This is a genomic window from Colwellia polaris (assembly GCF_002104515.1).
Taxonomy (GTDB): domain Bacteria; phylum Pseudomonadota; class Gammaproteobacteria; order Enterobacterales; family Alteromonadaceae; genus Cognaticolwellia; species Cognaticolwellia polaris.
Window position 1 is genome coordinate 583,157 of sequence record NZ_NBOE01000001.1, and the last position, 20,803, is coordinate 603,959.

General features: G+C 37.1%; 15 protein-coding genes and 1 pseudogene. 10 read left to right on the top strand and 6 right to left on the bottom strand.

Annotation, left to right across the window (positions count from 1 at the left end; translation table 11 throughout):
- Positions 1–3 precede the first annotated feature (3 nt).
- Entirely contained in the window at positions 4–972 is a 969-nt protein-coding gene (locus tag B6A32_RS02645) for an FHA domain-containing protein (RefSeq protein WP_085301186.1), read from the bottom strand.
- Positions 963–2,216: a S1 family peptidase gene (locus B6A32_RS02650; RefSeq protein WP_085301187.1), complete on the bottom strand. Its 1,254-nt coding sequence runs from the start codon at positions 2,214–2,216 to the stop codon at positions 963–965. The genes B6A32_RS02645 and B6A32_RS02650 overlap by 10 nt, the downstream gene beginning before the upstream one ends.
- A 438-nt stretch (positions 2,217–2,654) precedes the next feature.
- Here B6A32_RS02650 and B6A32_RS02655 point away from each other — a divergent pair, with 438 nt between their 5' ends.
- The 9 genes and pseudogenes from B6A32_RS02655 (at position 2,655) to B6A32_RS02690 (ending at position 13,839) form a co-directional block, all read left to right on the top strand.
- Positions 2,655–4,733, top strand: coding sequence for an EAL domain-containing protein (locus B6A32_RS02655; RefSeq protein WP_085301188.1), 2,079 nt, complete (start codon positions 2,655–2,657; stop codon positions 4,731–4,733).
- Positions 4,734–5,221: 488 nt separating this feature from the next.
- Positions 5,222–5,614 (top strand): MmcQ/YjbR family DNA-binding protein, encoded by a 393-nt coding sequence (locus B6A32_RS02660; protein WP_085301189.1) that lies wholly within the window; start codon positions 5,222–5,224, stop codon positions 5,612–5,614.
- 493 nt (positions 5,615–6,107) lie between these two features.
- Entirely contained in the window at positions 6,108–11,018 is a 4,911-nt protein-coding gene (locus B6A32_RS02665) for an RHS repeat domain-containing protein (RefSeq protein ID WP_085301190.1), read from the top strand.
- Between the two features lie 9 nt (positions 11,019–11,027).
- On the top strand, positions 11,028–11,249 hold the full coding sequence (locus B6A32_RS02670) for a hypothetical protein (protein WP_085301191.1): 222 nt from the start codon (positions 11,028–11,030) through the stop codon (positions 11,247–11,249).
- Positions 11,250–11,480: 231 nt separating this feature from the next.
- Positions 11,481–11,588: pseudogene (locus B6A32_RS19140) on the top strand (Type I secretion system protein TolC); the annotation flags it as partial.
- A 215-nt stretch (positions 11,589–11,803) separates the two neighbouring features.
- Positions 11,804–12,085 carry a type II toxin-antitoxin system TacA family antitoxin gene (locus B6A32_RS02675; protein ID WP_085301192.1) on the top strand — a complete coding sequence of 94 codons (282 nt, stop codon included), beginning with the start codon at positions 11,804–11,806 and terminating at the stop codon, positions 12,083–12,085.
- Positions 12,075–12,602 (top strand): GNAT family N-acetyltransferase, encoded by a 528-nt coding sequence (locus tag B6A32_RS02680; protein ID WP_085301193.1) that lies wholly within the window; start codon positions 12,075–12,077, stop codon positions 12,600–12,602. The genes B6A32_RS02675 and B6A32_RS02680 overlap by 11 nt, the downstream gene beginning before the upstream one ends.
- A 57-nt stretch (positions 12,603–12,659) precedes the next feature.
- Positions 12,660–12,785 (top strand): RHS repeat-associated core domain-containing protein, encoded by a 126-nt coding sequence (locus B6A32_RS19195; RefSeq protein ID WP_233131302.1) that lies wholly within the window; start codon positions 12,660–12,662, stop codon positions 12,783–12,785.
- A 694-nt stretch (positions 12,786–13,479) separates the two neighbouring features.
- Positions 13,480–13,839: a hypothetical protein gene (locus B6A32_RS02690; RefSeq protein WP_085301195.1), complete on the top strand. Its 360-nt coding sequence runs from the start codon at positions 13,480–13,482 to the stop codon at positions 13,837–13,839.
- 188 nt (positions 13,840–14,027) lie between these two features.
- Here the strand turns inward: B6A32_RS02690 and B6A32_RS02695 are convergent, their stop codons facing one another.
- The 3 genes from B6A32_RS02695 to B6A32_RS02705 form a co-directional block, all read right to left on the bottom strand.
- Positions 14,028–16,835 carry a bifunctional aconitate hydratase 2/2-methylisocitrate dehydratase gene (locus B6A32_RS02695; protein ID WP_085301196.1) on the bottom strand — a complete coding sequence of 936 codons (2,808 nt, stop codon included), beginning with the start codon at positions 16,833–16,835 and terminating at the stop codon, positions 14,028–14,030.
- Positions 16,836–17,342: 507 nt separating this feature from the next.
- On the bottom strand, positions 17,343–18,158 hold the full coding sequence (locus B6A32_RS02700; RefSeq protein WP_085301197.1) for a hypothetical protein: 816 nt from the start codon (positions 18,156–18,158) through the stop codon (positions 17,343–17,345).
- A 76-nt stretch (positions 18,159–18,234) separates the two neighbouring features.
- Positions 18,235–18,894, bottom strand: a complete 660-nt coding sequence (locus tag B6A32_RS02705) for a substrate-binding periplasmic protein (RefSeq protein ID WP_158088441.1) — start codon at positions 18,892–18,894, stop codon at positions 18,235–18,237.
- A 436-nt stretch (positions 18,895–19,330) separates the two neighbouring features.
- Between B6A32_RS02705 and B6A32_RS02710 the strand changes: the two genes are divergently transcribed.
- Positions 19,331–19,711 carry a YacL family protein gene (locus B6A32_RS02710; RefSeq protein WP_085301199.1) on the top strand — a complete coding sequence of 127 codons (381 nt, stop codon included), beginning with the start codon at positions 19,331–19,333 and terminating at the stop codon, positions 19,709–19,711.
- Between the two features lie 30 nt (positions 19,712–19,741).
- On the opposite strand, the gene B6A32_RS02715 is transcribed toward B6A32_RS02710, so the two are convergent.
- Positions 19,742–20,758 (bottom strand): DUF3530 family protein, encoded by a 1,017-nt coding sequence (locus B6A32_RS02715; protein WP_085301200.1) that lies wholly within the window; start codon positions 20,756–20,758, stop codon positions 19,742–19,744.
- Positions 20,759–20,803 lie beyond the last annotated feature (45 nt).

Sequence of the window (20,803 nt, forward strand, 5' to 3'; positions counted from 1 at the left end):
TATTTACTCTTTACTGTCTTCTTTTGCGCTTTCTGTCGCCTTATCAAAAAGCTTACTGGCGTCATTGACAAATGTTTCAACATTGCTGCTTGGTGCGAAAATAAATGCTGGCGACATAATGGTGGTATCAAACTGCGGACGCGGATTAAAATCAGGCTGTTTACTCATTTGGATAATAAAACTGCCACCAAAGAGTAAAAGTATTAAACATGAGGCAACAACATTTCTTCTGCGTAATGTCATATGAAAACCTACATAGCAATTTAGCCAAAATAACCCAAAAGCTAGCAACAGCGGAATAATAGTTAGCAGCCAAAGCATAGAGAAGTTACTAGAAGTATTAAAATGTACTATGTTTTCAAAAATATCACTGAGCCACATTAAATTAAAAAAGATAAAACTAATGCCCATTTGGGTCCAAAAACGTGCATCGTGTTTGGTTAAGTGCGACACCAAAGCAATGCCTGCAGGCCATAAAGCAAAACCCAATGTTAAGCCGATAGTCGGAACGAGCATTTGCGTTAAAGAAACCTCGTTAGCATTGTTTAAATTAATAATCCAACCGCCAATAAAGGCAAATAAAGTCATACTAAGTGCAAGTACTACTGGGTGACGAGCTAAATTAATTAAACTCTCGAACGGACTAATCGCAATACTTTCAGCAACTGGGTGGCTTGGAAAAACAAATCGTACTTGGCTTTTGCCAATTGAGATTATATCGCCTGAGCTAACTTTATGCTGTATAACGTTTTCTTTACTGCCTTCAAGAAAACTACCATTAATAGAACCTTGATCATTCACCAACCAGTGCTCACCATTAAATTGTAATTGCAGGTGCTCAGGGCAAACATGTGGGTCGCTAACAATAATGTCGTTATCGTAACCTCGACCAATTGTAATAGTGTTAGATGCAAATTTTTGGCGACTTAAAAGCTTATGACCATGGCTGATTTCTTCAATAATTATTTCCATGAAACCGACTCCATAAATTTAGCTAAAAAGGCAAGTGAGGTTTCTTGAGCAACACCGGCAATAGTAAAGTGGCTGAGCAATGCATATTGTTCGTGATCAATTGATATAGCGATATAAAGTACGTCATACAACTCAGGGAAGTCTTTATAAGCGCGAGTGCAAAACACGGCTTTGTTATTTATATTACTGGTTTGAGGCATAACAAGATCATGGTGACATTGATATTCTGTTACATCATCTTTACCCGCTAGGTTTCCTGGGGCAACTTGGTTAAGTTGACGTTCAAAGATATGATAAAACTTTGTGCTGCCTATTTTATCTGACTCCATATATCGGTACTCCATTTCAAGAGAGCCAGTAAAAAAGTCAGCAGAAATATAGGTGTTTTCATCTAAATCGCAATTGGCAACTGCGGCCATAATTTGCGCGTCAGCTTTATCAGAATTTGACTCACCCCAACAGCGCACAAAAGGTACGTCAATTGTCGGAATTAACCCTCGACCTAATTGTTTTAATTGCCAATCACTATTCATAATGGTGGTAATGAGTTTTTCTTGATTCTGCATAAGTTGCGCAGCCATTTGTTGCTCAATACTTGTTGGTGGGCTTTCTTGATATTGTTGATATAGCGCAAGTAATTTGTCGTGTGGAACTAAAAAACCAATTTGATTGCCCGATGTAGCCACATTAATACCAACGACTTGCGTAGCTTTATTAACGACAGGGCCGCCACTCATGCCAGAGTTAACTGAGCCCGTAAAATGAATGCGGTCGTTAAATGATTCGTTTTTTAAGCCATTGTATGTGCCAGGCACTACTATCATGCCTAAGTCATGCGGGTTACCTAAAGAGTAAAGCTCTTCACCTTTAGTGGGTGGTTGCTGTGCTATCTCAAAAAAAGCCATTTCATTAGGCACTTCACGTTGAACAATGGCGAGGTCGTTAATTACATCAACGCTTTTTAACGTCAGCTCGGCCTTGTTACCTTTATTGTCTAAATATTCAATGGTGTATTTGTGAGGATGGCGGGCAAAGCCAGAAATAACATGATAATTAGTTGCAATAAGACCGTCGCTGCTAATTTGAAAGCCTGAACCAATTGAAGATTTTTCACCACTGGCTTTGTCGATTAATCTTATTTGATAAAGCGATGGGGCCAATTGTTTAAAAATTTCTTCGGCCTGCTCAACTGCGAAACTTAATGTGCTAAAACACATAAGTAGCAGAGCAAAAATAGATTTCATTGAATATCCTTTTTATTATTACTTTAGGAACTGTTTGATATTTAGGCAAAGCAGTACTTGTATGGTTACCATTGTGCCAGTGTAATCAAATTTGTCATCTTTTATCCGATAAAATATCTGTTTTGTCTGTTGCGTAGCTTGGCCTGAATAATGTCATATAAAAACGTTATTGTTTATTGGCTGTGATATTACAAGCTAACTAACATATTTCCACAGTAGAAGAGTTGCTTAATAACTTGCACTAACTCATGGGTTAGTCGCCATATACATTGCAAAATATAGTGGTAGGCGCTCACAAGGATCTAACAAACTAAAATTCATAGTTTACTGAAATTTATAACTTACTCGAATTAAAATTGAGCAATTGTATTCACATAAGCTAAATTCATTATTTAAGTCTATTATTAAAATATTGAAGTTACAGGATTTCGTCTCGTTATGAATGCAAAAAAAACGATAAGCGCATTAAGTCACGAATATATTGTTAATGATTCGCTGCATCAATTATTTGATGCGGTTAATGCTATTTCTGTACAAGGGTACGATGAACAGCGACGTGTAATTTATTGGAATAAAGGTAGTGAGTTACTTTATGGCTTCACCAAAGAAGAAGCTACCGGTAAAAAAATAGAGACCCTTATTATACCAAAGCCGATGTGTGAGGTTGTTATTGCTGCACATTCAAATTGGGTTAAGAACAATGTTGAGATCCCTGCAGCAGAGCTTACTTTACATAATAAGCATGGCGATAATGTATCTGTTTATTCAAGCCATGTCATGTTTACTAATCAATATAATAAGAAACAAATGTATTGTATTGATATTGATTTATCCGATGTTATACAAGCGCAAGAACAAGTAACGTTTAAAGAGCACATGCTTGAAACTATATTCAAAGCTATACCGGATTTGTTCTTCTTGATGGAAAGTGACGGCACCATTTTAGATTATCACGCCAGTAACAAGAGCGATCTTTATGCAACGCCAGAAAGTTTTATTGGCAAAAACATGTCAGATGTTTTACCTAAAGAGGTTGGAAACAAGTTTCATATTCATCTTGCTAAAGCATTACAGCAAACAGAAATGATAACTTTTGAATATGAATTAACGTTAGATCATGGCGTGGCATATTTTGAAGCTAGGGTTAACTACTTATCAAAATATCAACAGCTCGTTGTTATTATTCGCGATATTACAGAGCAACATAAAGCAGCTGAATTAATTCGGCATCAAGCTTACTTTGATAGTTTAACCTTATTACCTAATCGATTTTTAGCATTAGATCGCTTAACGCAGATTCTAAATGAAGCTGAAAGAAGTAATGAGCAAGTTGGTGTGCTTTTTCTTGATCTAGACGATTTCAAAAAAGTAAATGACTCTCTAGGCCATGAAGTTGGCGATAAGTTACTAATAGAGTCGGCTAAACGACTGCAAAATGTGCTACGAAAAGAAGATACTGTGGGCCGTTTAGGGGGGGATGAATTTATTATTCTTTTACGAAATTTAAATGAACATCATAATGCACTTTCTATTGCAGAAGTGTTGCTGAAAACCTTTAGAGAGCCCTTTAATATAGATGATAGAGAGTTAATATTAACTTTGAGCATTGGTATTGCGCTTTATCCTGTTAATGGCGTTGTCGCCTCAGATTTATTACGTAATGCTGATACTGCTATGTATCAAGCTAAAGGCTTAGGCCGTAATACCTATTCTTTTTTTACCCAAGAAATGAATATAGTTATGCAACGCCGCTTTGCAATTGAAGAACAGATGCACGGAGCGCTAGAACGTAACGAGTTTGAGTTATATTATCAACCACAGTTTGATTTGAGCAATAATAATATGATTGGTGCCGAAGCTTTACTACGTTGGCACAACCCTACCTTAGGTAATGTTACACCAGACGAATTTATTCCAATCGCTGAACACACTGGGCTTATAGTGCCTATTGGGCAATTTGTGATAAAACAAGCCCTAGAGTTTTTGAGCCATTGGCAGCATAAACAAAATAAAAAACTTACCATGGCGGTTAACTTGTCTCCGCGCCAGTTTAGAGATAAAAAGCTGTTGAGTTTAATTCAAAAAACCATCAATGATCTAGGCATTGATTTTAAAGACTTTGAACTGGAAATCACTGAAGGTGTTTTGATGGGAGGGCAAAGATACATTAAAGATGCTTTACTTGAAATTAACAGCCTTGGCATAAAACTCTCGATGGATGATTTTGGTACAGGTTATTCGTCATTAAGTTATTTACGACAATATAATTTCGATGTTTTAAAAATAGACCGAAGTTTTATCAACGGTATTACAATCAATAAATCGGATTGTGACTTAGTAAAAGCCACAATTGCAATGTCTCATAGTTTAGGACTTTTAGTGGTTGCAGAAGGCGTAGAAACTAAAGAGCAGCTTGTTTTATTGAAAGAGCTAGGGTGTGATTTTGTACAAGGGTATTATTTAAGTAAACCAATAACAGCAAAGCAACTTATTAATTTAAAATCAGATTTTACCTAAAGCGGTTGGTGCTATTTATTGTGCTTTTATGTTACGTAACTGCGATAATTTAAACGAGATGTTAGCGGCTTTAACATGGTGCTTATATCAATTGTCGTCGTACTTTTGTTGGAGTATGATGAAATTTTTATCGCTATGATTAAAGCGTTAAGTATATTTAATTCACTCTAAGCGATAAAAGTAACATCAACGTTGGTTAAGTTGCTCGTTATTGTTTTTATTATAAATTTTATTGAACACCCAAACTTTATAATAAAAACAGTTTTACGACACAGAAGACAGACTAAGTAACTAATCACATTAATAGATAGCTTTCTCTATTCGTTGGTTTAAGCTAAAAGTAGTGTTATTTAGCATCTTGGTTAAGGCCACTTTTAATCAGTGACCCTCTAAATGAACATTTGAATGGCAAAATTTATTGTCATTGTAGTCAATTTATTTATCAATACAGAGTATTTATAGCTCATTTAAGGCGCAGTTTTAATATTATGGATAACATACAAGTTAAGCAGTATTTATTAGGTAAAGCTGAAGCAATTGAATATTTTCCCTTTGGGGATAATGTCAGTGTATTCAAAGTAAAACATAAAATGTTTGCCACCTTATCGTTGGGTAATGGCAATGAAAAAGGTACTCAAGGTAAAATGGCTGGACATTACTGTGTTAATTTAAAGTGTGATCCTGAAGAAGCTGTAATGTTACGTGATATTTTCAGCGCGGTAATCCCTGGTTATCATATGAATAAAGCGCAATGGAATACCGTGATTTTAGATGGCTCTATTCCATCAGGAGAAATTGAGCGCATGATCGATAACTCGTATAGCCTAGTGGTGAGTAAAATGCCTAAAAAAGATCAAACCTCTTTATTAATACATTTATAATTTAATAGCTTGCTCTGCTTTAAAGCATGTAAGCTGTTATAGCGCGCCATTCGTTTAAAAACGAGTGGCGTTTTTTATTTTATAAAGAACAGGGTTTTAATTTTTTTAAGTATCGCTCTTAGATATGACTTTAGTTTGGTTTTTCTGGCACTTATTTGGATTAAACTCTAATTCTTCTCGTCCCTTTGTTTAAATGACTTATTCAACAATATTATGTTTAGGGCAATCGTAAAACTCCATCCAATTTATTTTTTCTTAGCCTTTTAGCAAATGATGAATCTAGCTACATAATATAAGTATTTAATCAAGTCGCGCTAAAAAACTATTTTCAGTATAAAACGGTAAAATATTCTTATATAAGTTAGTAGTTTAAAGAATTTTTAATAAATACTAGAGTACCTATCAATATTCAATTGTTGTTTTCTACATTATTTCAGCTACTTTTATAAGCAGCTATTTAAGGATAAATAACAAACCACATTAAGGATGATGTATGAATAATATTTATGTAACACTTATAAAAAAATATCTATTGACGATATTCCTATCTGCCTTTGCACATAACGCTATAGCAGTAGAGGCAATAGCACCCATTGTCGAATGGGAGAAAAAACAGAATGCAGAGCAGCGACTTGAAGTATTTGGCGATGACTTCTTAGGTGATGCTATCGATCCTCACACGGGTACCCTTATCTTTGATCAAACCGACATTAACTTACCGGGTAATTCGCACTTACCTGTCACTTTATCAAGAAAACGAGCAACAGGCTTCAATTATAAAGATGGTGTAGATGCTGAATTTGGTGACTGGACTTTGTCAGCTCCACGGATCAAAACTACATCATTAGATGCTAGACCATGGGTAGGACAAAGATGCTCTAAACCAACTAATCAAATTTTGAGTACTTTCAATTATGGCACAAAAGGTAACTTAACAAGTGTAACTACAACAGGCTATTCAAACGGCGTTCAGTTAGAAGTACCAGGACAAGCTAGTCAGCAAATCATAGAAAATAATGGTGTAGCAATTTGGCCAAGTGCTGCTAAAAAAGTAACTGTTAAAAATTGGTATTTTACTTGTTCTACTGCAACTGATGGTGGCGAAGGGCTTATAGGTCATGCGCCTAATGGTGACATTTATAAGTTCGACTACGCCTATGTTTTAGACTCACCCAAAATGGGGTTTGTTGGTGCTAGTCCTCTTGAAAGAAATGTTTATATTCTAGCGGCTAGCCAAGTTAGCGATGTTAACGGGAATTGGGTCAAGTACCAATATGACTCACTTAACCGTTTAAAGGCAATTTATGCTAACGATGGTCGTCGTATTGACCTTAATTACTCGGGTAGTTCTAAACTCATTCGATCAGCGAAAGCGGCTAGCGAAACATGGTATTACAATTATCGGATAAATAATTTTCCAAGAACTGATTGGATGCCATATGCTGGACAACCATTGCGCGGCCAAGTGTTATCTCGAGTTACACAACCTGACGGTCATTATTGGTCATTTAACTTAGATTTAATGACTGGTACTTCCGCACCTAGTGGTATTCGTTGTCATAAATGGTCACGTACGGTTTCATTAACACATCCTTATGGTGCAACGGGTACTTTTGTATTAAAAGATACTGAACATAGACAAATTTTCGCTCGTCAAGCTCGAAGAACTGAAAAATGTCCAGATATTGAACCAGGTTTGCCTCCACGTGGTAACCCAATTATACCTTTAGATGATGACGTAACAACTTCAACAATGGCCGTAATCAAAAAAAGTGTTACAGGACCATCATTAACACCAGCTACTTGGGTTTATCAATATGAGGGTGACAAGGGACCTACGGGTTCATCGTCATCTGACAGAACTAACTGGACGAAAGTATCAGCACCAGAAGGTCACTATACCTATTACCATGCTTGGATTAGTGAACCATTAGGTGGCAGGCTTGTTAAAAAAGAAACTCGATTATCAAGTGCTGGTACAGTTAAAAAAACTGAGCAATACACATATCTAAAAGAAGTAAGTGTTGGGATATCACCTATTATAAAAGCACCAGGGCCAGGTGACGCTAAAAACCCTATTCACACGACAAAAATTGTTACTCAACAAGATGGCGATACCTATACTCAAGAGTTTGGCTTTAATACTAGCCATAGTTCGTCGCTATACTCTTACGCTAATCCAGTGATGAAGTCAGTAAAATCAAATGTGTCGACGTTAGCACGCGTAACGCTGACAGAATATAGCCATAACAAAAGCAAATGGATATTAGGATTACCTAAAAAACAAACGGTTAATAATAGGGTTACTCAAGAAAACACTTATAACTCTTCAGGCAAAAAGATTAGCGAGCAACGTAATGGTGCACTTTTTGCTACTTATAGTTATCATGCAGATGGCACTTTTTCTACAGCTAAAGACGCCAATAACCGCACGTTAAAAGCCTCTTTGTATAAGCGTGGAACACCTCAAAAAGTAACGCGAGCTGACGGTAAAAGTGTTTATCAAAATGTTGATGATTTCGGTCGCATAAGCTCTATAACTGATGCGCTAGGTAATACGGTTAGTTATACTAGAGACAGTATGGGAAGGCTCGTTACTGCAGATCTGCCAGGGAATTGGTCTAATGTAAATCATCATTATAATTTTAATGGTAGCCCAAATCATACCATCACTAAAGGTAACGCCAGAACAACCATCACTTATGATGCTATGTTTCGACCTTTATTGGTTGCCACTAAAGATACCTTAACAAATAAGTCTACGTATATTAATTATACGTATGACAGTGCAGGAAGAGAGGTTTTTGCATCATTTCCTTCAGCTAGCTCAACATCTACAATAGGTATTACTTCTGAATATGACGGGTTAAATCGATTAACTAAAAAGCGCGAAACTGTTTATCCATATGCAACTACATTAACCCGGTACTATAGTGGTCATCGTCGTACAGAAACGGATCCAGACGGCAATAAAACAGATTACTATCATTATGGTTACGATGGTGCTAATTACAAAGACGTTAAGTCACAACATTCGCCACTAGGAATACAAACAGATATTAATAAAAATGTTTGGGGTGAAATAACATCAATTAAACAGTGGGGCAGTCAAGGTAGTGGCGGCTCATCTGGTGGTGATATTGGTGGCGGCTCATCTGGTGGTGATATTGGTGGTGGCTCAACTGGAGGTGATATTGGTGGTGGCTCTAAAGGTGGTTCGGTTATTATCCCTGTAGCACCAACTAAACCTGGCGATACAAAAATTAAGCCGCCGGGAATATATTTACCAAAAGATCCAAATAGTGCGACTACAAGTGCATATGCTAATAACCAAAGCACAAGTACCTCAGGAAGCAATGCCGCAGCTAGTATTACTCGACATTATTATTATGACCAAAACCGTCGTTTATGCCGAATTAGTGAACCTGATGTTGGTGACACGCTATATCAATACGACGCTTCTGGTTGGTTAACGGCTTATCAAAAAGGTGCAGATAGTGGAAATACCTGCTTATCACCAAGTGGTAATGCAAAAGTAACACTTTTAAGAGATGCTGTTGGGCGTATAACTAAGCGCGATTTTTCATACCACTTAACACCAGACATAAATAAAACCTACGACGCTAATGGTAATGTTTTAACGGTCAGTCGAAATGGCATTAATTGGCTTTATACCTATAACTCACTTAGCTTACCTACATCTGAACAACTTAACGTTGATGGGCGTCAATATGCTTTAGCCTATGGATACAATTCTGCAGGGCAAATGTCATCAATGACTTACCCAAGCGGTAAAACCATTAGCTATAATCCCGATGGTTTAGGTCGACCTCGACAAGCTAATTATGGTGGAACTTATTATGCGAGTAATATTCAATATCATGCTAGTGGCCAAGTAAGTCGTTTAAACTACGGTAATGGGCATCTTTATCAACAACTACTAAATGAGCGCTTATTACCAGCACGTTTGCTAACCAGTAAAGGCAGTATTAAAGCGATAGACATGAGTTACAGTTATGACAAACGAAAACTCACTACATCAATAATCGATGGTGCCATAAGTAACAACAACCGAGTAATGAGCTATGACGCGTTAGAACGAATTACCTCTGCTTCAGGGCCATGGGGTAATGGTCAGTTTAGTTATGACAGCATTGGTAATATCCTCACTAAAGATTTAGGATCTCGAAGTATTGAACTCAGTTACGATAGCGATAATAGACTTAATCGTTCAGTTGATACCGGTGGTTTAGGCGGTAATACAGGTACAAGAGACTTTGACTATGATAGCCGTGGTAATACAATTACTGCAGGTAATTTAAACTTTACCTTTGATTATGCTGACCAGCCTACTTCTATGTATGGTGGTGGTATATCAGGCACTTACCAATACGACGGTAACTTAAAACGTGTTAAGGCGACGATTGCGGGTAAAACTATATACAATGTGTATAACCTTGCTGGTAAGTTAATTCATATAGATAACATAAGTACGAATAAACGAACTGACTATGTTAGCGCAGGCAGTATGACGGTTGCGAGGGTTGAAAATAACACCCCAACCTACGTACATCACGATAGTTTAGGCAGCCCCGTTGCAGGCACAAATGCTTCAGGAGCAATATTATGGCGAGAACGTTATACACCGTATGGCATAACGCTTGATAATGCTGAAGCTAATAACGATCAAGCAGGTTATACGGGACATATTAAAGACAGTGATACTGGTTTAGTTTATATGCAGGCACGATACTATGATCCAGTTATCGGGCGGTTTTATTCGAATGATCCGGTTGGTGCTGTTGATTATCTTGGTACAAGTAATGGAATACACGGATTCAATAGATATGCCTATGCGAATAATAATCCATACAAGTATACTGACCCGACAGGTAAATTTGCTCAATTTTTCATTGGTGCTTTCGTGGGGGCGGTTGCAGAATTAGCTTCTCAAGCAATTGCCGGTAAAGGATATGACCTTGGTAAAGTAGGAGCTAGCGCTATGTTAAGTGGTGTTACTGGTGGTCTCTCGTATGTTGGAAAAGGCTTATCTGCGGGTAAACAGATATTTAACGGTTCTCTTAACGCAACAGGTGCTGCAGGAGAGTCAATGATTCATGATAGTATTGATGGAAATAGTGCAGACTTAGGTAAAGCGCTAACATCTGCGGTGACATCTGTTCCTATGATTGGAAATGGCTCTACTTTGGGTAAAATTTTAGGTGATGGAGCAGGAAAAAAATTAGAATCAATGGGAGCATCAGAAAACACTGCTCAACTCATAGGAGATACCGCTAAAGGCTTAACTGCTTCAGGAGTAAAGGGCGTTGAAAATTCAGCTCGCTCTCCCGTCTCTGTAGTAAGAGTGTCAGGTCGAATTGAATCTAAAAGGTTAGATAAATAAGGTAATACGATGAAATTTAAAAAGAAGCAACATATGTTTATATTTGCAATTTTCAAAATAATATTTGGCTTGATGTTTATTTTTGCAGCTATAAGAACAGGCATCAATATATCTAATGATGGGTTTGAATATATTACTGTTGGGAGTGTTTTATTTGGTTTGCTGATAATGTTTGTTGGTTCACTCATTGCTTCTTGGGCGATTGTTTATTTTGGTGAGAAGGAGAACTAGTCAGCTTTTAATTCCCTGAATCCAAAGCCTCGCTAGTCAAGGCTTTATTTTCTTTCGCTTTGCTGTGATTGAACTATACTTACAACATGTTGTATTCATTTGTTTTTCCCATAGAATACAATGGTTCATTATTACGATTATATAAAAATTAAAAGGACACCCATCCTAAATTGAAATTACAGAACACTGAACTAAACTAAGAAAACCCCACAACATTATCTCAGGTGAGTTATGGCTACGCCAAGGAAGCAGCAAATCAGTTTAGTAGATACCCCGTATTATCATTGTGTGGCGCGTTGTGTTCGACGCGCTTTTTTATGCGGTGAAGACACCTTATCAAAATTAACAAAGACACCCACCGTTATTTTTTGAACCTAAAGCCCCGCAAGGGGCTTTATTTATGGCTGCTTTTGAAGCCAAAGAGGTGATGTATTTAGAATGAGTGTCACTCTTTAATTTTTAAAGGAAATGAAAAATACGTACAGCAGACGTATGTTGAACTTTGGGGGAGAAGTCACTATACTGTACGTATATTAAACGTATGGGATTCTAAGATGGTAGCCTTAGCACTGAAAAAAGATGCACGGTTGGATTTAAAAACAACGATGCAAAATAAAGAATTACTGGCACAAGCAGCAATGCTACGTGGTGTAGATATGACCACATTTATCATGATGCCTGCTTTAAAAGCAGCCAGAGAAGTTGTTGAGTTGAATGAAAAACTTCAACTTGATAGACAAGAGCAACATGCATTATTTGCAGCATTATCTAAACCGTCCAAGCCTACTGATGGTCTGAAGGAATTACTATCAGCAGGGACATTTAGTGAGCGATAATCAATTTGTAATAGAAAAATTTGAGCCAACATCGTCATATTTTCAACAGAAGAAATTCGATTGTGGCAATAGGGTTATTAGTAAGTTTGTTCACTCCTCTTTAAAAAAGCAGGTAAACCAGAGTTTTTCACAAGCCTATGTATTGCTTGATACACACGAAAATGATCGGTTTTCTGCTTTTTACACCTTAACGTCATTTAAACTTCAGGCAGATGAATTAGAAAAGTTATCTAAAGGTAGTTTACCAAGAGATATTCCTTGTGTTCGTTTAGTCATGTTAGGCGTTGACTCGTCACTTCAAGGGCAAGGTATTGGAAAGAAAATGATGTCAGATGCTTTGCATCGTGTTCATCGGGCATCGAAAGAAATAGGAGTATATGGCTTATATCTAGATGCAGATCCTAAAGCTACAAACTTCTATTTGAGTTTGGGATTCACGCGATTAGATAGTGGTGGAAGTGATGATATTGCTAAAATGTTTTTAAGTATTGAGGTTATTAATCAGTTGCTGGGCTAGTCATTTATAAAATATATTGTTAAGAATCTAGCTGGATCGTAAACCGTATTTATTTATATGCAGGCACGATACTATGATCCAGTTATCGGGCGGTTTTATTCGAATGATCCTGTTGGTTATACGGTTGCAAACCCTGTAAATTCTTTCAACAAATTAACAAAGACACCCACCGTTATTTTTTGAACCTAAAGCCCCGCAAGGGGCTTTATTTATGGCTGCTTTTGGAGCCAAAGAGGTGATGTACCTCGGTTTCTGAAGTATTTAGAATGAGTGTCTCTTTAATTATAAGGAGATAAGATTAGGTCAACTGTTAAAATAAAAGGTACAGGTATGACAAATACAAGCACAATAAACTCTAACACTAGTGTTGAGCATGATCATGAGCTCTAATATAGGGCTATATGCTATAGCAACAATATTTTCTTTTTTACTTATTTTTATTATAAAAGAGAAAAGGAAGTTTTTACTTATTGTTTCAATCTGGTTTTTGCTTCTTGGTTTTATAACCATTAATACAGAGCAAGGTAAAAGTTATGATGGGTTGTCGACATTGCTTTTTACTATCGCCAGTATTAGCTATGCTATTCGACACTTGATTAATAATCGTGAACGGTGATGTTAACTATAGAAAAAACTTAAAGTACACAGAGCTGGCAAGAAAATGAGATCATTATTGAGTCGGGTCTGCACGAAATCGGCTTTAATTATGTTAAAGATGGCAGTGTAAGCGGAGGAGAAGATGCTGCATTTATTGATAGCGTAGTATTTTCTGCCAATTAACACTATTATCTACAATGAAAGTGGGTAACATGCTCACTTTCATTTATTGTCATATGTGTAATGTGTATTTAATTAATTTTGTTGTATATGGGGTTGTATGAATAAACTTAACGTATTGGTTCTATTGCCGCTGGCTATGCTTTTGGGTTGTGCACAAAATATTGAAACGCCAAATGGCGCATCGCAATGGGACTTTGATCACGAAGTGCAATTTAAACAAACTGATTTAGAAAACGGTAAGGTTAATCTACAGGTTATTGCTAAGCAAAATACTGAGTTTAGTAAGTTAGCTACTTTTTTAATGCGTAGATCATTACGTATTTGTAAAAGTTATGGTTTTAAAATTGAAGTGCTTGAAGGGGTTGAGCGCTTTGATGATAAGTTGGCGTTTCCAAATATGATCATGCCGTCGTTATCTGCCAATATAGAGTGTCCTAGCATAATTACTGAAAAATAATGTCTCAGCTGTTGAACCAAATTCATTAATTAGCTGTTCATGATTATTCATGAAAAAGTCGAACACTAAATTAATCAAATTGATGTTATAAAAAAGGGTTACTTTACAATGTTGTAAAGTAACCCTTTTGTTTTATGACGATTAATTTTCTAACTTTTTTACGGTAAGTAAAATTAACTTATTTAAACCTAGCTTGGATCAGCAATTTTCACTGCAGCAGTACCTAGCGTTGTTAATGCTTCAACTGGTGGCGCAAAGTCTGTAAGGTTAATACCGTCTACAGCATTTTTGTACTCAGCCATAGTTGGGAAGCGGCCTAACATAGAAGAAAGCACAACTAATGGTGTTGAACCCAATAGTGATTCACCTTTTTTCTCAGTAGTATCTGCTACTACACGACCTTGGAATAAGCGTGTTGATGTAGCAATTACTGTGTCACCAGGTGCAGCTTTTTCTTGGTTACCCATACATAAATTACAACCAGGGCGCTCTAAGTACATGATGTTCTCATACTTAGTACGTGCTGAGGTTTTCGGGTTTGAATCGTCAAATTCAAAGCCTGAATACTTCTGTAGTATTTCCCAGTCGCCTTCAGCTTTAAGTTCGTCAACAATGTTGTATGTTGGCGGCGCTACAACTAATGGTACTTTAAATTCAATAGTGCCGTTTTGTTTTTCAATATTACGGAACATTTGCGCAATAATTTGCATATCGCCTTTGTGTACCATACATGAACCAACAAAACCTAAATCAACCGACTTACCTTCGTAAGAAGAAACAGGGCGAATAACGTCATGTGTATAACGTTTAGATACATCGTCGTTGTTTACATCTGGATCGGCGATCATTGGTTCATCGATTTGGTCTAAATCAACAACAACTTCTGCCGCGTATTTAGCATTTGTATCTGGTCTTAGTGCAGGTGAAGTACCTGACTTAACTTCGTTAATACGTTTGTCAGCTAAAGCAATTAAACCATGAAGTGTTTTCGCTGGGTTTTCCATGCCTTTATCAATCATGATTTGAATGCGACTTTTCGCTAATTCAAGTGATGCAATTAAGGTATCATCTTGAGAAATACAGATTGAAGCTTTTGCTTTCATTTCTGCAGTCCAATCGGTAAAAGTAAATGCTTGGTCAGCCATTAACGTACCAATATGTACTTCGATTACACGACCTTGGAAGACGTTTTCACCGCCAAATTGCTTCAGCATTTGCGCTTGTGTTGCATGAACAACGTCACGGAAATCCATGTATTTTTTCATATGACCTTTAAAGGTCACTTTCACTGATTCAGGGATTGGCATTGCAGACTCACCCGTTGCCAGTGCAATTGCTACCGTACCTGAATCGGCACCAAAGGCAACACCCTTAGACATACGTGTATGCGAGTCACCACCAATGATAATAGCGCGGTCGTCAACGGTAATATCATTCAATACTTTATGAATAACATCCGTCATTGCCGGATAAACACCTTTAGGATCACGTGCTGTGATTAAACCAAACGCGTTCATAAAGCTCATTAACTTAGGCGTATTCGCTTTTGCTTTACTATCCCAAACAGATGCTGTGTGACAACCTGATTGGAAAGCACCATCAACAATTGGCGAAATAGTAGAAGCAGCCATTGCTTCTAATTCCTGACATGTCATAGGGCCAGTTGTATCTTGCGAGCCGACAATATTTACTTTAACACGAACGTTTGAGCCTGCGTGCAATGGTGAGTCAGATAAAACACCAACAGCATTACGGTTGAATATTTTCTCAACAGCCGTTAAGCCTTGGCCTTCATGCGAAATTTCTTTTGAAGATGCATATACGCTTACAGGTTTAACACCTAAAGCTTCTGTGGCAAATGTTTGTAGTTTCTTACCAAACGTTACAGCATATGACCCACCAGCTTTCATGAATTCCATTTTCTGTGGCGTAAAGGCTGATGATATATCAGCAAGCTCTTGGTCGCCGTTGAATAATTTATGCGCTTTGGTATCAATAGTTAATACAGTACCTGTAGCGACTGAGTACAATTCTTCCAGCACGGCATCACCATTTGCGTCAACAACGGTATTACCACTTGCGTCTACTTTCTTAACCCAGTTTTTAAGGTCAATACCAATACCACCTGTTACATCAACTGTTGTTAGGAAGATTGGAGCGATACCATTTGTGCCAGCAACAATAGGTGCAATGTTGATAAAAGGTACGTATGGACTTGCTTGCTTACCGGTTAATAGTGCAACGTTGTTAACACCCGACATACGCGATGAACCAACACCCATAGTGCCTTTTTCTGCGATAAGCATAACTGTCGCATTAGGGTGCTTAACTTGTAATGCTTTAATTTCTGCTTGCGCTTCTGGCGTGCTCATGCATTTGCCATGTAATTCACGATCTGCACGAGAATGAGATTGATGACCAGGAGATAATAAATCTGTTGAAATATCACCTTCACCAGCAATATAAGTAACAATCTCAATTTTCTGGTCTATTTCAGGCAGCTTTGTAAAGAACTCAGCGTTTGCATAACTGGTTAAAATATCTTTAGCAATGGCGTTACCGGCTTTGAATGCTGCTTCAAGGCGAGCAGTATCAGCATCGTATAAAAATACTTGGGTCTTTAATACTTCTGCGGCAGGTTGTGCAACCGATGCATCGTCAGATAAAGCTAAATCAAGTAGTACTTCTACTGAAGGGCCGCCCTTCATGTGAGAAAGCAATTCAAAGGCAAATTCAACTGAAATTTCTGCTACTGAAACTTCACCAAGAATAATAGCTTTTAAGAATTTAGCTTTTTCGCTTGCGGCACTTGTAGTACCAGGTAAAGTATTATAAATGAAGAAATTCAGTGACTCAGCTCTGTACTCGTTGCCTTGATCTTTAATTTGTTCAATAATTTCAGCCAATAACTCAGCGCTATCAATCGGCTTTGGTGCAAGACCTAGCTCGTTCTTACGATTTTCAATTTCTGCGATATATTCTAAATACAGACTCATTTGATTCCCTCTCTGACTTATTTACTAATAACAATGTAACTCATCACAGCTAAGCATAACTAAGTATTGTTGAATTTGGTCGATTATCGCAAGAAAACTTCTATAGAATATCTATGAAGTACCCCTTGGTTATTGATCAATTACAATTTCTTCGTACAAAGTCTAATCGCAAAGATTAATAGTGCCCAGCAATGTAAAAAATTTGGCTATATTCTACCTGAATTTTTCAGGACTAGTAATCACTTGGTTTAATAAGCACTATTCATGATGTGTATATGTGGTAGAAAGAACGGTTATACTGGTTGGTCTTGTTTGCTTACTTACTGATAATATTGTGAAAAATAACAATTAAGTCTTGGGGCTTTCTTCACAGTAATAGGTTTCATTAAGTGCAGATATGGCAATGATTAAATGTACTCTTAACCTTATTGAACATTGAGCAAAAGAATTAACGTAAAAATGTTGTGCTAGCGATATTCTTTTACTCAAAAGCATAGTACATTTACGTTATTTTTTACCCAGCTTGGCTTTAACTGCTTGCATATGTTCGCGAAAGCTTTTATCAAAATTTGACTCACCACAATTAAAGAATTGTGTGGATGAACCTTCGCTTAACCCGTAAGCACTCATGTCTTGTGTTACCGAACATAACCCATCTTCCCCTTTGGTAATCGCTATTCCTGCGCCCATGTTTTTAGTGTTTTGTTCACGTATTTTCTCTTCATCTTTTAGGGGAACTGAATGGGGAACAGCTTTTACTGTCGGGTTAAAAATAGAAGGAGGCTGTGCATCTTGGTATGGGTTATCTACAGCTAAAGTTGCCTTATTCTTTAACTGACTGCGTAACCTTTGTAATTGTGTAAAGCTATCAAGTTTTTTATTTTTAGGTAATGGAATAGGCTCGGGTGAAGGTTTGGTTTCAGGGGGCGGTGTAGTTGAGCCCAGTATTGAATTATTCATTTTAGCCTCAGCTTGACTGAACGCCGGCTTTATTAACGTATTGTTGCTCGCTTTGTTAATAGTTTTTTCGTGCGATTTATTGATTTTTTTAGCAGTTGAGTTGGCTTTTGGCTGATCATTATTAAGCGGTTTGTCTTCAATGTTTTGGGTTTTGCTTAGCTTTTCTACCACGTCTTTTTTTACTATCTGTGTTAGAGGTTTGGCAGCATTTGGGGCATAGTATATAAAGCTTTTTATCGGGGCAGGGTGACTAATTTCTTTAGCTGGTTTTTGCTGATTTGATTGAGTGCTAATAATTAAAAGTAAGATAATGCCGTGAACAACAAGGGAAAATAAAATGGCAAGGTAAGTTCCTTTTTGCACGGTAATATCAATGTTGGCTAGCTAAGTGGTAATTTATAGACGATATATCTGTTCGTAAGTTCAATTGTAGTTCAACTTAGTTTCTTATTTTATTGGTTATAGCTTGAATATCGCCACTGTCTGATAGCGACTTTAAAGCGGCTGACAATTGCGTAATGTTATCCCTTAATGGTGATTTACGAGATACTACAATATAAGAGCCTACCGTTTTATCATATACAAACTTTGCTAAATTAATTTTGGTTTTATAAACGTCTTGGTCAACCCAGGGCATTATGGTTTCTTCACGCTCAAGAAAGGTATCAATACGACCTTTTAATAACATATCAACAAGTTGCTGATAATTAATTAGCGGAACTTTTGTAAGTTGTGTGTCGTGATCGAATTTATCAAAATATGAAGCGCCTCTTAATACACCTACTTTTAAAGGTAGTAAATCTTGATATTTATCGAGCACGATATTGCTATCAGAACGAATATAAAACTGTAATGGTAAGTGTTGAATTTTAATCGGCGGCTCAAGGTAATGAAGGAACTTTTCTCGACTTTGCGTTTTACGGATCGCAATCATCATATCTGCTTGTCCATTTTGTAAAAATGCAAAACAGCGAGCAGGTGGGCAATATATAAACTTTGCTTTTGTTGCCATTTTTTTTGCTAATAAATTAGCAATTTCAATATTTTCGCCAACAAATACGCCGTCGACGATATCGGAAAATGGCGGTTCAATATACATAGCGACTGTTATAAGGGGTAAGGGCTGTGATGAGGCTTTTATTGAGATAATTAAAAATAACAGGCAGCAATGTAAAGTAGCCAATACTTTCAATGGTAACTTTTGAGCTAAGCGCATGATTAAGGGAGTGAAGTTAATGTTATTATTTATGATAAACCGTCTCCTTATTACATCAAAGAAAGCATGTACATTTTATTACGCTTGATAATCTTGTATTAAAAACTGGGTGTTTGCTACAATTAACAGTGATCACGATTATAGCAATGTCTTTGTTATTATTAGAAGCTATTCTGTAAAATATTAGTAGGTTTATAGGGTTGTCGAAACAACTATCTAACTAAATATCAATAGATTACACCATCATTTTACGTCATTAAATTCTAGTTAGTGACGAAAAAACAAAATTCGCCCTAAACATTTTCAGAACGAGGTAGGTATGGAATATCAATTTATAGATGATCCACTAACAGGTAGTGCTATTGCTAAGTTTTCACTTGATCATGAAGTTATTGGTCCTTGGTTAGAGGTTGAGGTTGGCACTGATACGGAAAAGCTTAAACAACTGCTGTCTGCTATGGCTGATATTGAAGCTGAGAAGCAAACTGAAATTACCATTACTGGTAACGAGTATACGGTTGTTTTTAATCGAGGTGATGTGACAATTCAAACCAATGCAAGTTTGGATGGGTTAGAAATTTTACCTGACTCTTTGATTGAAGAAGATATCGATTTTGATCAACAAGACACTGCTTCCTGCGGTCATGAAGATTTTCGAGAGTTACTGCTTTCCTGGGCCAAGTTTGTCGAGAAAAAGTAGCATTAAAAAATAAATGCTTTCATCTAAAAACTACCAGCCCATTGAGCTGAGCCAGCTTATTATTTCTTTCGTTAAGCTTCCCTTAGGATAATAACCGATCATTTGATTATTCAGCTGCTTTTGTCGAAAGTATATTTTCATCGATTTTTTGGCCAAATCTTTTCTTAATGTTGCGTTAGCGTGCACTAAATAATGGTCACGCTTTAAGGTTAAATCGAGTATTGGGTAATCTGTATCAGCCATTTGCTGCGCGAGTTTTTCACTGGCTGGTTGTGTTGACATATAGCTGCTAAGCATAACCATTGCTGCAGGTGAGCCGACTAAGCCTTGTTGATAAATATCAAGCAATACCGCGCTATTACTACCCTCTGCAATAACAATAATTGCCCCAGGATAACCTTTTGCTTGTTCAATGGTCGCGAGCATAATCTCAGCAAAATCTTTACTGTAACTAGCAAGTGTTTCAGTATCTTGCGTTTGCCTTTCTGCTGCTGTTAATGCCTGCGAAGGATAACCTTGAGGTTTGTTTGGTGGATGTAAGGTTATCGTTGTCCAACCTTTTGATGGCATATTTTTACGCAGTTGATTAAGCGCATTGGGCGTTGCTATGCTTTGTTGCCAATCTGGAATTAGCACCATAATACCTTTGTTAACAGGCGTGGTGTATTCATTAGTTGCGATTAGATAACTGTTTGAACCAACAACTAATGGGCTAATTTTTTCTTGTGCTAAATAATGTTTTATATCTTGTTGTTGCTGTTGAAAAATATCTACGGGTGGGTTGATAACAACTTGGTGTTGATGGTCGTCTTTAGGTGTTTTTTCTTTTGTTGCGTCGGTGTCGGTTGGTGATATTTCTGCATTAGCAGCTTTAGTATTACTTTCAGTAGCTTCAGTTGAGCTGCTATCCACGTTTAGCGTTTTTTCTATTTGTTGCTCTTGTGATTCTTGGCTGGCCTGAAATGGTAATGCAAAAGCAATATTCACCTGAAGTGAATCTACAGCTAAAAATATGAAAAAAACGAAGGGAATTATATTCAAACGCATAAAAAAGTTTTCCTCAAACTGTTAATGGTCAGTGCTGCAACTTTA